Below are 13,481 nucleotides of genomic sequence, written 5' to 3'. Positions count from 1 at the left end.
GCGCCGGGAGCCCGGGGGACCCTAGAGCCGGTCCGCCAGGATCCGCTCGATCACGACCGCCACGCCGTCCTCGTTGTTGGCGACCGTCTGTCCGGAGGCGGCGGCGATCGCGGCGGGGTGGGCGTTGCCCATCGCGTACGACCGGCCCGCCCAGGTCAGCATCTCGACGTCGTTCGGCATGTCACCGAAGGCGACGACCTCCTCGTGGGAGATGCCGCGCTCGGCACAGCACAGCGCGAGGGTGCTCGCCTTGGAGACACCCGGCCCGCTGATCTCCAGCAGGGCGCTCGGGCTGGAGCGGGTCACGTTGGCGCGGTCGCCGATGGCCAGGCGGGCGAGGGTGAGGAAGTCGTCCGGAGCGATCTCCGGGTGGTAGGCGAGGACCTTGAGCACCGGCTGGTCGGCGTCGGGGGCGTCCGGCGCCAGGAGCTTCTCGGCCGGGGCGATGGTCTCCGGGGGCTCCATGTGCAGCGAGGGGTAGGCCGGTTCCAGGTGGAGTCCGTAGGTGCGCTCGACGGCGCACGCGGTGCCCGGCGCCGCGGAGCGCAGCAGCTCGACGACGTCGAGGGCGGTGCGGGGTTCGAGCTCGCGGACCTTGACGAAGCGGTGGGCGCCGGGGCCGCCGTGCAGGTCGACCACGGCGGCGCCGTTGCCGCAGATCGCGAGACCGTGGCCGTGGACGTGGTCGCTGACGACGTCCATCCAGCGCGCGGGGCGCCCGGTGACGAAGAAGACCTCGATGCCGGCCTCCTCGGCGGCGGCGAGGGCGGCGATCGTGCGCTCGGACACCGTCTTGTCGTCGCGCAGCAGGGTGCCGTCGAGGTCCGTGGCGATCAGCCGGGTGGGAACGGTGGAGGCCGGGGTCTCGGGCCGTCGAGTCGCTGAGGTCACCACGTCATTCTCCCGCATATGCCTGCACGCTCGTGCGGGGGTCCGCACATGTGAGTGATTACCGTCCCCACCAGGGCCGTCACCTTCCGCTGTCGCCGGACGGGCGCCGCGGGTCCTGCGCGCTCCACCACCGCCGGGGAGGACCCGCGCCGCCACCACCGGTGGGCCCTCGTCCCGGCGCCCGGCGGGTCAGCCCAGCTGCGCGACGGCCTCGACGGCGATCTGCTCGAAGACCTTCTCGTCGGCCGCGAAATCCGAGTCGGGGATGGGCCAGTGGATCGCGATGTCGGTGAATCCAAGCTCCATGTGCCGGCCCGCGAAGTCGACGAACGCGTCGAGGGACTCCAGCGGCCGCCCCCGGTCCGGGGTGAACCCGGTCAGCAGCAGCTTGTCGAGCCCGGCCACGTCACGGCCGGCCTCCGCGCAGGCGGCACCCAGCTTCTCGACCTGTCCGCGAATGGCTTGAATCGACTGTTCGGAGGTGCCCGTCTCGTACAGCTTCGGGTCGCCCGTCGTCACCCACGCCTGTCCGTACCGGGCGGCGAGCCTCAGCCCGCGCGGACCGGTCGCGGCCACCGCGAAGGGCAGCCGGGGGCGCTGGACGCAGCCCGGGATGTTCCGGGCCTCGTGGGCCGAGTAGAAGGTGCCGTCGTAGGTGACCCCGTCCTTGCCGTCCTCCGTGAGCAGCCGGTCGAGCAGCGGCACGAACTCGCCGAAGCGGTCGGCGCGCTCGCGCGGGGTCCAGGGCTCCTGGCCCAGCGCGGTGGCGTCGAAGCCGGTGCCGCCCGCGCCGACGCCGAGGGTGATCCGGCCGTTCGAGATGTCGTCGAGGGAGATCAGTTCCTTGGCCAGGGTGACCGGGTGCCGGAAGTTCGGCGAGGTCACCAGCGTGCCGAGGCGGAGGCGGTCGGTGACGGCGGCCGCGGCGGTCAGGGTCGGCACGGCACCGAACCACGGACCGTCCCGGAAGGTCCGCCAGGACAGGTGGTCGTACGTGAACGCGGTGTGGAAGCCGAGCTGCTCCGCGCGCTGCCAGGTCGCGCGGCCGCCCTCGTGCCAGCGGAGGTACGGCAGGATCACGGTGCTCAGACGCAGACTCATGCGTCGAGCCTAAGCGGAGCCGGGCAGTGCCGGTGGCCGCCCTCCGTCCTCCGCTCTCGCGCCGGTCCGGTCAGTGCGGTGCGGGAAAGCGCAGGTAGCGCGGGGGTACGGCGGCCGTGAGCCAGACCCCGTTCTCACTGACGTGGAAGACGTGACCGTCGCGGTGCATGGCGGCGGCGTCGACGGAGAGGACGACCGGACGGCCCCGGCGGGCGCCGACGCGGGTGGCGGTCTCGCGGTCGGCCGAGAGGTGCACGTCGTGGCGGTTCATGGGCCGCAGCCCCTCGGCGCGGATCGCGTCCAGGCTGCGTGCCACGGTCCCGTGGTAGAGGTACGCGGGTGGGGTCGCCGGGGGCAGTCCGAGATCGACCTCGACCGAGTGGCCCTGGCTGGCGCGGATCCGGGTGCCCTCGACGGCGAAACGCCGCTTGTCGTTCGTGGCGATCACGTGGTCGAGTTCGGCGCGGCTGAAAGGGAAGCCGTGCTCGGTGGCGGCGGCGATCAGTTCCTCGATCTCGACCCAGCCGCCCTCCGCGAGCGTGAGCCCGATCCGCTCGGGCTGGTGCCGCAGGTGTTTCGAGAGGTACTTCGACACCTTCACGGTGCGTCTGTCGTCGATCGGTTCGTTCATCCCGCCAGGGTGCCTGGAGAGACGCGCGTCACGCGATCGATTTTGGTCCGGAGGTTTGATCCACAAGCAAGTGCGGTTATCCACAGGGGAATTGGCGATTCTGTGGACAACTACTGTGTTATTTACGGCTGTTCAGCAACGCCGTTGCACCCAGGCGGGCTTGCTGCAAGGGCGTCCAAGGTCCTGCCGTGCACCTCTCGTTCGGCCGCCGCGGTGATGAAGGCGGCCGCGTTGCCCGCGCCAACCAGGCGCTCCACGGCACGCATTGTGTCGGCGGGTATCGCGACGTCACGCGTCTCCGCAGGGTGTTCCTGGGGTGATCCGGTCCCGAGGTGCCGGTGCAGGTGACGGGTGGCGAACAGGCGCATGGCACGGGCCAGTTCGGCATCCATGGACTGCTGGGCGAGCGGCCGCAGCCGGCGTACGAGCGATGCCGCTTCCGTCGCTTCGGTGTCCGTCGGCGGGTGCTCGCCGAGATAGCGCGCGAAGACGTGCTCGGTGGTGAACTCCAGGAAACGGGAGGCGATGTGCTCGACCTGGCCCCTCAACTCCCGCAGATGGGAGGCGATCGCGGACAGCGGGACGCCCGCCTCGTACAACTCCACTGCTACGGAAAGCTCTTGGGGGCTCGGCACGAGGTAGGTCTCGTCCTCGCCCGGGACGCGCTCCAGCACGCCCAGCTCGACCGCGTCGGCGACGGCCGCGTCGTCCGGGTGCCCGCCGAACCGCTCGTCGAGCTCGGCCCGGGAGATACGCACCGCCTCCTCGTCCGTCCACGGTCCGTCGACCTCCGCGACGAGTCCGAGCACCCCGCCGAGCCCCCGGCCCGCGTCCCAGGCCTCCAGGAGTTCCTTGATGGAGGCCAGCGTGTAGCCGCGGTCCAGCAGGTCGGCTATCTGCCGGAGCCGGGCCAGGTGCGCGTCCGAGTACACGTTCGCCCGGCCCCGCCGCTCGGGGCGGGGGAGCAGCCCCCGGTCCTGGTAGGCGCGGATCGTGCGGACCGTGGCGCCACTGCGGTGCGCCAGGTCCTCGATCCGGTAGGCGCCGCCGGCCGGCTCACCGTTCACGCTCACGCTTCCTGCCTTTCCGTGCAACAACCGCTTGGTGCACGGCCGTTGGTGCACCCGGTGCCGCCGCTACGCGAGGGCCGCCCGCCCGATCGCCCTTGCCGCCGCGGGTGAGCGTGCCAGGTGCTCCTCCTCCGCACGCGGCGAGCACTCCCGCGGGGGATGGTACGACCGCCGCAGATAGCGGGGTACGGCGGTGCCGAGCTGCCGCCAGGTGGGGAGCAGCCCCTCGCGTACGGCCCTGTCGTGAGCGGCGAGCGAGTACCGCAGGCGGCCGGCCAGGGTCCCGGAGGCGCTCACAGCGGCGGCTCCAGCCGGGCGATCGCGCGCAGCGCCCGCGGAGCGAAGCGCGACATGAGATGGGCGCCGCGCGCCTCGGGCGTGACCGGCACGACCGCCTCGTTGCGCACGACCGCCCGCAGGATCGCGTCGGCGACCTTCTCCGGCGGGTAGTTGCGCAGCCCGTACAGCCGTGCCGTCCGCTTCTGGCGGCGCTTCTCCTCGGTGGCGTCGACCCCGGCGAAGCGGGCCGTCGAGGTGATGTTCGTGTTGACGAAGCCCGGGCAGATCGCCGAGACGCCGATGCCCTGGCCCGCGAGCTCGGCGCGCAGGCACTCGCTGAGCATCAGCACCGCCGCCTTGGAGGTGCTGTAGGCGGGCAGCGCCTTCGAGGGCTGGTACGCCGCCGCCGACGCGGTGTTGACGATGTGGCCGCCCTGCCCGCGCTCGGCCATCTGCTTCCCGAAGAGCCGGCAGCCGTGGATCACACCCCACAGGTTGACGTCGAGGACCTTCCTCCAGTCCTCGGCGGTCGTGTCGAAGAAGGAGCCGGAGAGCCCGATGCCCGCGTTGTTCACCAGGACGTCGACCACGCCGTACTCGGTGGCGACCTTCTCGGCGAGCTTCTCCATGGCCTGCTCGTCCGAGACGTCGACGGTCTCGGCCCAGGACGCGGGGGAGCCGATCAGCCGGGCCATCTCCGCCGTGCGGGCCGCCGCCTCGGCGTCCCGGTCGACGGCCACCAGGCGGGCGCCGGCCTCGGCGAAGGCGTACGCGGTGGCCCGGCCGATGCCGCTGCCCGCGCCCGTGACGAGCACGAGCTGTCCGCCGAAGCGGTGCGCGTACCGGCCGGTGGCCGGCTTGTCGTGCGCCGGGACGCCGTCCTCGTTGGCCTGGACGAAGTCCGTGATCCAGGAGGCCAGCTGGTCCGGGCGGGTGCGCGGGACCCAGTGCTTGGCCGGGAGCGTGCGGCGCACCAGCTGCGGTGCCCACTGCTCCAGTCCGTCGTAGAGCCGCTCGGAGAGGAACGCGTCCCCCAGCGGCGTGATGAGCTGCACGGGCGCGTGTGCGTAGGCGTCCTCGCGCGGGCGGCCGAGCCGTGCCCGGACGTTGTCCCGGTACAGCCAGGCCCCGTGAGCCGCGTCCGAGGGCAGCGACGGGGTCGGATAGCCGTCGGCGGGCACCTTCTCCACGCGCTGGAGGATCTTCGGCCACCGCTTGCCCAGGGGGCCGCGCCAGGCCAGCTCGGGCAGGACCGGCGTGTGCAGCAGGTACACGTACCAGGACTTGGCGCCCTGGCCGAGGAGCTGGCCGACCCGGCGGGGGGTCGGCCGCTTCGTGCGCTGCTTGATCCAGTGGCCGAAGTGGTCGAGCGAGGGCCCGGACATCGAGGTGAACGACGCGATCCTGCCCTCGGTGCGGGCGACCGTGACGAACTCCCAGGACTGCACGGAACCCCAGTCGTGCCCCACCAGGTGCACCGGCCTGTCCGGGCTCACCGCGTCCACGACGGCCAGGAAGTCGTCCGTCAGCTTCTCCAGCGTGAAGCCGCCGCGCAGGGGTTGCGGCGCCGTCGACGCGCCGTGCCCGCGCACGTCGTAGAGCACCACGTGGAAACGCTCCGCGAGGCGGGCCGCGACCTCGGACCACACCTCCTTGGAGTCGGGATAGCCGTGCACCAGCACCACCGTCGGCCGGGTCTCGTCACCCAGCTCGGCGACGCACAGCTCGACCCCGCCCGTCCGCACCCGGCGCACGCGCGCGCCGTCCAGCCCCGTCATCGAAAGCTCCCTGTCCGGCGCGCTCATCACACGCCCTCCGCCCAGCGCCGCACGTGCGGCAGGTCGTCGTCCAGCCAGAACGCGCTCTCCTCGGGGTCCCGGGAGTCGGTGACGACCAGGATCTCCTCGAACTTCGCGCCCGTGCCCCGGAAACCGAGGTGCGGCTCGACCGCCCACAGCCCGGGCCGCGGCGGGTGGTCGGAGAAGCGGTACGGCGACCACAGCGGTGACCAGCCGTCGCGGTGGCCGCGCAGCGCGTCGCCCGCCAGCCCCTTCAGGGACTGCGTCCCGAACCCGAACAGATGCGGTGACCAGCGGCGCTCCCGCACCCGGTCCACCTTGTGCGCGATCACGCCGAAGGGGTAGGCGCGGTGACGGTTGGCATAGCCCTGGCGGACCATGAGCCGGTCCACGTCCTCGTAGATCTCGCGCAGCGGGCGCCGCTCGCGCACCTCGCGCAGGATCAGCTCGCGGTGCGCCCGCAGGTCGGCGAGCAGCTTGTCCTGCACCGGGTTCAGCCCGAGGGAGCCCGAGTAGCCGATGTCCGCCGTGTAGCCCTTGAACACCGGGGCCATGTCGAGGATGAACGGCATGCCCGCCTCCAGCCGGCGGCCGGTGGGGAAGAACTGGAGCGGGATCCTGAAGTCCACGAAGGCCGTGCGGTCGCCGAACCAGGCGAAGGGGAGGTGGAACCAGTCCCGCACCCCGCGCTCGCGCAGCCACTCGCGCTGCATGCGCGCCGCCTCGCGCTCCGTCACGCCGGGCTTCAGCTGCGCCGCGACCGCCTCGGCGCACGCGTACGCCAGACGCTGCACCTCTCTGAACCCCCGCAGTTCCGCGGTGAGTTCGGCCGCCCCCGATGAGGCCACTGCAGAGCTCATGCCACCGTCCGTCCCGTGTCCGGCTGTGCGCTACCTGCCCGTAACTTGACACTGATGAATGTGACAATTGTTGGAGGCTGCGTCAATAGGCGGGCACCGGCCTGTGGACGAGCGGCCGGTTGTGGACAACGCCCACCCCCGGACGGTGGACGTGTTCGACCTCAGGGGGACCCCTAGTGGCCCGTACGACTGGAGACTGACGCCGATCCAGCTCCGTGGTCTGACGACCAGTGTGGTGTGCGCCACTACCGTCGGACACGTGACTGTGATCGTGACCGAAAGCCTGAGCAAGCGGTTCCCCCGGGTGACCGCGCTTGACCGGCTCTCCGTGGACGTCGGGCCCGGTGTGACCGGACTCGTCGGAGCCAATGGAGCCGGCAAGTCCACACTGATCAAGATCCTGCTGGGTCTGTCCCCCGCCACCGAGGGCCGAGCCGAGGTGCTCGGACTCGATGTCGTCAGCAAGGGCGCCGAGATCCGCGAGCGGGTCGGGTACATGCCCGAGCACGACTGCCTGCCGCCCGACGTCTCGGCCACCGAGTTCGTCGTGCACATGGCGCGCATGTCCGGCCTGCCGCCCACCGCCGCCCGTGAGCGCACCGCGGACACGCTGCGCCACGTCGGCCTCTACGAAGAGCGCTACCGCCCCATCGGCGGCTACTCGACCGGCATGAAGCAGCGTGTGAAGCTCGCGCAGGCCCTCGTCCACGACCCGCAGCTGGTCTTCCTGGACGAGCCGACCAACGGACTCGACCCGGTCGGCCGCGACGAGATGCTCGGCCTGATCCGCCGCATCCACACCGACTTCGGCATCTCCGTGCTGGTCACCTCGCATCTGCTGGGCGAGCTGGAGCGCACCTGCGACCACGTGGTCGTGGTCGACGGCGGCAAGCTCCTGCGGTCCAGCTCGACCACCGACTTCACCCAGATCACCACCACCCTCGCCGTCGAGGTCACCGACACCGACGAGCACCCGGACGGCACCCGCACCCTGCGGGACGCGCTCCACGCGCGCGGGGTGGACACCCACGAAGGCAGCGGACTGCCCGGCGCCGGCCACGTGCTGCTGCTCACCGCCGAGGGCGAGGAGACGTACGACCTGGTGCGGGACGTCGTCGCCGACCTCGGCCTCGGGCTGGTCCGCATGGAACAGCGCAGGCACCACATCGCCGAGGTCTTCCACGACGAGCAGACGCAGGCGCGCGACGGCGCACAGGACGCGCGGAAGGCGGCGGTCGGCCATGGCGGTTGAGCAGCCCCTCGCCCAGCAGGGCGAGCAGACCCGGATCCACAACATCGGCTACCGCAACTACGACGGCCCGCGCCTCGGCCGCGCCTACGCCCGCCGCTCGCTGTACTCGCAGTCCCTGCGCGGCGCCTACGGCCTCGGCCGCTCGGTCAAGTCCAAGGTCCTGCCGATGCTGCTCTTCGTGGTGATGTGCGTGCCCGCGCTCATCATGGTCGCGGTCGCCGTCGCCACCAAGGCGAAGGACCTGCCCCTCGACTACACGCGCTACGCCATAGTGATGCAGGCCGTCATCGGCCTCTACGTCGCCTCCCAGGCACCGCAGTCCGTCTCGCGGGACCTGCGCTTCAAGACCGTTCCGCTGTACTTCTCGCGGCCCATCGAGACCGCCGACTACGTACGCGCCAAGTACGCGGCCCTCGCCTCGGCGATGTTCGTGCTCACCGCCGCGCCGCTGCTGGTGCTCTACGTCGGAGCGCTGCTCGCCAAGCTCGACTTCGCCGACCAGACGACGGGATTCGCCCAGGGGCTGGTATCCGTGGCACTGCTCTCCCTGCTGTTCGCCGGCATCGGCCTGGTCGTCTCGGCCGTCACCCCCCGTCGCGGGTTCGGCATCGCGGCCGTGATCGCCGTACTGACCATCTCCTACGGCGCCGTCTCCACCCTCCAGGCCATCGCGGACTCGCAGTCCAGCGCCTCGGCCGTGCCCTGGATCGGCCTCTTCTCGCCCGTCACCCTCATCGACGGCGTCCAGACCGCCTTCCTCGGCGCGAGCTCCTCCTTCCCCGGCGGCGAGGGACCCACGTCCGGGCAGGGCGTCGTCTTCCTCGTCGTCGTCCTGGGCCTCATCGCCGGCTGCTACGGCCTGCTGATGCGCCGCTACCGAAAGGTCGGACTGTGACCACGCTGAACATCGACCACGTCTCGCGCTGGTTCGGCAACGTGGTGGCGGTCAACGACATCACGATGACGATCGGCCCCGGCGTCACCGGCCTCCTCGGCCCCAACGGCGCCGGGAAGTCCACCCTCATCAACATGATGGGCGGCTTCCTCGCCCCCTCCACCGGAAGCGTCACCCTCGACGGGCAGCCGGTCTGGCGCAACGAGGACATCTACCGGCACATCGGCATCGTCCCCGAGCGGGAGGCGATGTACGACTTCCTCACCGGCCGCGAATTCGTCGTCGCCAACGCCGAGTTGCACGGCCTCGGCAAGAAGGCCGCCGAACGGGCCCTCGCCACGGTCGAGATGGAGTACGCGCAGGACCGGAAGATCTCCACGTACTCCAAGGGCATGCGGCAGCGGGTGAAGATGGCGTCCGCGCTCGTCCACGACCCGTCCCTGCTGCTGCTCGACGAGCCCTTCAACGGCATGGACCCGCGCCAGCGCATGCAGCTCATGGACCTGCTGCGGCGCATGGGCGACGAGGGTCGCACGGTGCTGTTCTCGTCCCACATCCTCGAAGAGGTCGAGCAACTCGCCGCCCACATCGAGGTGATCGTCGCCGGACGGCACGCCGCGAGCGGCGACTTCCGGCGCATCCGCCGGCTGATGACCGACCGCCCGCACCGCTACCTGGTGCGCTCCAGCGACGACCGGGCCCTGGCCGCCGCGCTGATCGCCGACCCGTCGACGTCCGGCATCGAGGTGGACCTCGCGGAGGGCGCGCTGCGCGTCCAGGCCGTCGACTTCGCCCGGTTCACCGTGCTGCTGCCCAAGGTCGCCCGCGCGCACGGCATCCGGCTGCTCACGGTCTCGCCGTCCGACGAGTCCCTCGAATCCGTCTTCTCGTATCTCGTCGCGGCGTAGGAGGCCAAGATGTACGACCCCACAGTCGCCCGGCTCACGTACCGGGCCCTGCTCGGCCGCCGCCGGGCGCTCATCCTGGCCGCCCTGCCCGTCCTGCTGATCGTGATCGCCACCGTGGTGCGGGCGCTGACCGGCGCCGACGACCAGGTGGCGGCCGACGTCCTCGGCGGGTTCGCCCTCGCCACGATGGTGCCGATCATCGGCGTGATCGCCGGCACGGGCGCGATCGGCCCCGAGATCGACGACGGTTCCGTGGTCTATCTGCTCGCCAAGCCGGTCAAGCGGCCCACGATCATCTTCACCAAGCTGATCGTCGCCGTCGCCGTCACCATGGCGTTCTCCGCGGTCCCGACCTTCGTCGCGGGCCTGATCCTGAACGGCAACGGCCAGCAGATCGCCGTCGCCTACACGGTGGCCGCGCTGGTCGCCTCCATCGCGTACGCGGCGCTCTTCCTGCTCCTCGGGACGGTGACCCGGCACGCGGTGGTCTTCGGGCTGGTCTACGCGCTCGTCTGGGAGGCGCTGTTCGGGACGCTCGTCGCCGGGGCGCGCACCCTGAGCGTCCAGCAGTGGTCGCTCGCCGTGGCGCACAAGGTCACCGGCGGGGACCTCGTCACCTCCGACGTGGGACTGCCGACCGCGACGGTGCTGCTGGTCGCGGTCACGGTGCTCGCCACCTGGTACGCGGGCCAGAAGCTGCGGACGCTGAAACTGGCCGGGGAAGAGTGAGAAAGGGGGCTCCACGCACGCGCGTGGGGCCCCCTTTCCGCTTTGACACCGGCTTCACACGGGCCCGGGCACACTGGGCGGGAGCACGCTCGGCCAGGAGGACGGGGATGGCGGAGGAAACGCACGGCGGCGGTCGCGAGGAGGCCGGGGACGTCTTCGACGACCTCGTGCTCGACGAGGACTTCATACGCTCGGCACCGACGGAGGAGCCGTCCGCGCGGGCGCGGATGCTCGCCGCCCGCTGGCGTGACGGGGCGCCCGACCCCCAGCCCTGGCGGTCCGACGAGCCGCCCGCGGGCTGGTTCTTCAGCAAGGGCCGCCGGCGCAGGTGGCGCCGCCGCTGAGACGCGTGTCCGGCCGCCGCCGACCGGCCCGCGACGCGGTGCCCGCGCGCGGGTGTCCGCCCCGCCCGTTAATCGGTGGCGCCCAAGTCGGCGCCGGGGCACAGTGGTCGGTGTCCACGCAGCCGGTTCGGGCCGGCGCCGGGTCCTGGGAGAGGAGCGCGACCATGCCATTCAGGGGCAGTACGTCGAGTTCCCCGCAGGGCAGCCCGCGGCGGTCTCCGGAGTAGTCACCTCCGTCGAGTCCGCTCCGCACGTGAGCTGCCCGGGGCGGCCGCTTCGAGCGCGTGATCTCCGCGCGGGCCGCCCACCCGGAGGATTGGCCGAGAGGCAAGGCACCGGCTTGCTAAGCCGTGGTCGGGGTCGTCCCCCGCGCGCGTTCGATCCGCGCATCCTCCGCACACGCACGCCGCACCACCCGCACGCCGCACACCCGCACACGGTCCTCGGCCACCGGGCCGAGGACGCGACAGGGCCTAGCCGAGCAACCGCTCCAGCACCACGGCGATCCCGTCCTCCTCGTTCGAGGACGTCACCTCGTCGGCCACGGCCTTGAGCTCGGCGTGCGCGTTGGCCATGGCCACCCCGTACGACGCCCAGGCGAACATGGGGACGTCGTTCGGCATGTCGCCGAAGGCGATCGTGTCCGCCGCCTTCATGCGCAGCCGGCGGGCCGCCAGCGACAGCCCCGTGGCCTTGGACAGGCCGAGCGGGAGCAGCTCCACGATGCCCGCGCCCGCCATGGTCACCCCGACCAGACCGCCGGCGACCCGGGAGGCCACCTCGGCCAGCTCGTCGTCGGAGAGCGTCGGGTGCTGGACGTACACCTTGTTCAGCGGTGCCGACCAGAGGTCGTCGGCGTCCTTGATCGGCACGTACGGCAGCGGGCCCTCGTGCACCCGGTAACCGGGGCCGACCAGCACCTCGCCGTCCAGACCGTCACGGCTCGCCGCGAGAAGCAGCGGGCCGACCTCGGCCTCGATCTTGGCGAGGGCCAGTCCGGCCAGCTGCCGGTCCAGCGTCACCGAGGTCAGCAGCCGGTGCTCCCCGGCGTGGTAGACCTGCGCGCCCTGCCCGCACACCGCCAGCCCGTCGTAGCCCAGCTCGTCGAGGATGTGCCGCGTCCAGGGCACCGCCCGGCCGGTGACGACGATGTGCGCCGCGCCCGCCGCGGTGATCGCGGCGAGCGCCTCGCGCGTGCGCGCCGAGACCGTGTCGTCGGGCCGCAGCAGCGTCCCGTCGAGGTCGGTGGCGACGAGCTTGTAGGGGAACGGCCCGCTGGCGTCGCTCACTTGGAGATCGGCTCCAGGACCTCACGGCCGCCCAGGTACGGGCGCAGCACCTCGGGCACCCGCACGGAGCCGTCGGCCAGCTGGTGGTTCTCCAGGATCGCCACGATCGTGCGCGGTACGGCGCACAGGGTGCCGTTCAGCGTGGCCAGCGGCTGGACCTTCTTGCCGTCGCGCATGCGCACGGACAGGCGGCGGGCCTGGAAACCGTCGCAGTTCGACGCCGAGGTCAGCTCGCGGTACTTGCCCTGGGTCGGGATCCACGCCTCGCAGTCGAACTTGCGCGAGGCCGAGGAGCCGAGGTCCCCGGAGGCGACGTCGATCACCTGGAAGGGCAGTTCGAGGCCGGTGAGCCACTGCTTCTCCCACTCCAGGAGCCGCCGGTGCTCGCTCTCCGCGTCCTCGGGGTGGACGTAGGAGAACATCTCGACCTTGTCGAACTGGTGCACGCGGAAGATGCCGCGGGTGTCCTTGCCGTAGGTGCCGGCCTCGCGGCGGAAGCACGGCGAGAAGCCGGCGTACCGCAGGGGCAGCTTGTCGGCGTCGAGGATCTCGTCCATGTGGTACGCGGCGAGCGGGACCTCGGAGGTGCCGACCAGGTAGTAGTCGTCCTTCTCCAGGTGGTACACGTTCTCCGCGGCCTGGCCGAGGAAGCCGGTGCCCTCCATGGCGCGGGGGCGGACCAGCGCCGGGGTCAGCATCGGGACGAAACCGGCCTCGGTGGCCTGGGCGATCGCCGCGTTGACGAGGGCGAGCTCCAGCAGCGCGCCGACACCCGTCAGGTAGTAGAAGCGCGAGCCGGACACCTTGGCGCCCCGCTCGACGTCGATGGCGCCGAGCGCCTCGCCGAGCTCCAGGTGGTCCTTGGGCTCGAAGCCCTCGGCGCCGAAGTCGCGGATGGTGCCGTGCGTCTCCAGGACGACGAAGTCCTCCTCGCCGCCGACGGGCACGTCCGGGTGGACGAGGTTGCCCAGCCGGAGCAGCAGGGCCTTCGTCTCCTCGTCCGCCTCGTGCTGCTCGGCGTCGGCGCTCTTGACGTCGGCGGCCAGCTGGCCGGCCTTCTTCAGCAGCTCGGCCTTCTCGTCACCCGAGGCCTTGGGGATCAGCTTGCCGAGCGCCTTCTGCTCGGAACGCAGCTCGTCGAAGCGGAGGCCGGAGGACCTGCGCCGCTCGTCGGCGGAGAGGAGGGCGTCGACGAGTGCGACGTCCTCTCCACGGGCGCGCTGCGACGCACGCACACGGTCGGGGTCCTCACGGAGCAGGCGAAGGTCAATCACCCCTCAAGGCTACCGGTGTGCGCTCAAGGGTCACGACTCGATATTCCGGCACGCCGGTTATGGGCGGTTTGGGCGATTCGTTCGGCGAATGCGCGAGACCGGGAAATGATCTCCGGAGTGACCCGTAATGACCTTCGGGGCGATCGGAATTGATCTTCG

14 protein-coding genes and 1 tRNA gene are annotated in these 13,481 nt (G+C 71.6%); 6 read left to right on the top strand and 9 right to left on the bottom strand.

The window, feature by feature from the left end; translation table 11 throughout:
* Window positions 1-21 precede the first annotated feature (21 nt).
* The 7 genes from ACZ4VA_RS32935 to ACZ4VA_RS32905 all read right to left on the bottom strand — a co-directional run bounded on the left by ACZ4VA_RS32935 (window position 22) and on the right by ACZ4VA_RS32905 (window position 6,631).
* The gene (locus ACZ4VA_RS32935; protein WP_356238108.1) at window positions 22-909 is read right to left on the bottom strand and encodes a Cof-type HAD-IIB family hydrolase; all 888 of its coding nucleotides are present in this window, start codon (window positions 907-909) and stop codon (window positions 22-24) included.
* Between the two features lie 171 nt (window positions 910-1,080).
* On the bottom strand, window positions 1,081-1,992 hold the full coding sequence (locus ACZ4VA_RS32930; RefSeq protein WP_356163659.1) for an LLM class flavin-dependent oxidoreductase: 912 nt from the start codon (window positions 1,990-1,992) through the stop codon (window positions 1,081-1,083).
* 70 nt (window positions 1,993-2,062) lie between these two features.
* Entirely contained in the window at window positions 2,063-2,623 is a 561-nt protein-coding gene (locus tag ACZ4VA_RS32925) for an RNA 2'-phosphotransferase (RefSeq protein ID WP_356238109.1), read from the bottom strand.
* Between the two features lie 122 nt (window positions 2,624-2,745).
* On the bottom strand, window positions 2,746-3,690 hold the full coding sequence (locus tag ACZ4VA_RS32920) for a MerR family transcriptional regulator (RefSeq protein ID WP_468083625.1): 945 nt from the start codon (window positions 3,688-3,690) through the stop codon (window positions 2,746-2,748).
* 69 nt (window positions 3,691-3,759) lie between these two features.
* Complete coding sequence (locus ACZ4VA_RS32915) at window positions 3,760-3,990, bottom strand: hypothetical protein (protein WP_356163656.1); 231 nt, start codon at window positions 3,988-3,990, stop codon at window positions 3,760-3,762.
* Window positions 3,987-5,750: an SDR family oxidoreductase gene (locus tag ACZ4VA_RS32910; RefSeq protein ID WP_452918827.1), complete on the bottom strand. Its 1,764-nt coding sequence runs from the start codon at window positions 5,748-5,750 to the stop codon at window positions 3,987-3,989. The genes ACZ4VA_RS32915 and ACZ4VA_RS32910 overlap by 4 nt, the downstream gene beginning before the upstream one ends.
* Window positions 5,751-5,776: 26 nt before the next feature.
* On the bottom strand, window positions 5,777-6,631 hold the full coding sequence (locus ACZ4VA_RS32905) for a M24 family metallopeptidase (RefSeq protein WP_468083623.1): 855 nt from the start codon (window positions 6,629-6,631) through the stop codon (window positions 5,777-5,779).
* A gap of 265 nt (window positions 6,632-6,896) precedes the next feature.
* On the opposite strand from ACZ4VA_RS32905, the gene ACZ4VA_RS32900 reads away from it, so the two are divergent.
* The 6 genes from ACZ4VA_RS32900 to ACZ4VA_RS32875 all read left to right on the top strand — a co-directional run bounded on the left by ACZ4VA_RS32900 (window position 6,897) and on the right by ACZ4VA_RS32875 (window position 11,155).
* On the top strand, window positions 6,897-7,883 hold the full coding sequence (locus tag ACZ4VA_RS32900) for an ABC transporter ATP-binding protein (RefSeq protein ID WP_355781358.1): 987 nt from the start codon (window positions 6,897-6,899) through the stop codon (window positions 7,881-7,883).
* Window positions 7,873-8,778, top strand: coding sequence for an ABC transporter permease (locus tag ACZ4VA_RS32895; protein ID WP_356163653.1), 906 nt, complete (start codon window positions 7,873-7,875; stop codon window positions 8,776-8,778). The genes ACZ4VA_RS32900 and ACZ4VA_RS32895 overlap by 11 nt, the downstream gene beginning before the upstream one ends.
* Window positions 8,775-9,686, top strand: a complete 912-nt coding sequence (locus tag ACZ4VA_RS32890; protein WP_468083620.1) for an ABC transporter ATP-binding protein — start codon at window positions 8,775-8,777, stop codon at window positions 9,684-9,686. Before ACZ4VA_RS32895 ends, ACZ4VA_RS32890 begins: the two co-directional genes overlap by 4 nt.
* Before the next feature lie 9 nt (window positions 9,687-9,695).
* Window positions 9,696-10,415, top strand: coding sequence for an ABC transporter permease (locus ACZ4VA_RS32885; protein ID WP_356163652.1), 720 nt, complete (start codon window positions 9,696-9,698; stop codon window positions 10,413-10,415).
* 107 nt (window positions 10,416-10,522) lie between these two features.
* Window positions 10,523-10,759: an SGM_3592 family protein gene (locus ACZ4VA_RS32880; RefSeq protein ID WP_356163651.1), complete on the top strand. Its 237-nt coding sequence runs from the start codon at window positions 10,523-10,525 to the stop codon at window positions 10,757-10,759.
* Window positions 10,760-11,069: 310 nt separating this feature from the next.
* Window positions 11,070-11,155 (top strand) — tRNA-Ser (locus ACZ4VA_RS32875).
* Between the two features lie 77 nt (window positions 11,156-11,232).
* On the opposite strand, the gene ACZ4VA_RS32870 is transcribed toward ACZ4VA_RS32875, so the two are convergent.
* Window positions 11,233-12,048, bottom strand: coding sequence for an HAD family hydrolase (locus ACZ4VA_RS32870; protein WP_355788755.1), 816 nt, complete (start codon window positions 12,046-12,048; stop codon window positions 11,233-11,235).
* The gene (serS, locus tag ACZ4VA_RS32865) at window positions 12,045-13,322 is read right to left on the bottom strand and encodes a serine--tRNA ligase (protein WP_356238114.1); all 1,278 of its coding nucleotides are present in this window, start codon (window positions 13,320-13,322) and stop codon (window positions 12,045-12,047) included. The genes ACZ4VA_RS32870 and serS overlap by 4 nt, the downstream gene beginning before the upstream one ends.
* Window positions 13,323-13,481 lie beyond the last annotated feature (159 nt).

Source organism: Streptomyces sp. NPDC028308 (genome assembly GCF_055565855.1).
Note: the sequence above shows the minus strand (reverse complement) of the source record. Positions and strands in the feature narration are given on the sequence as shown.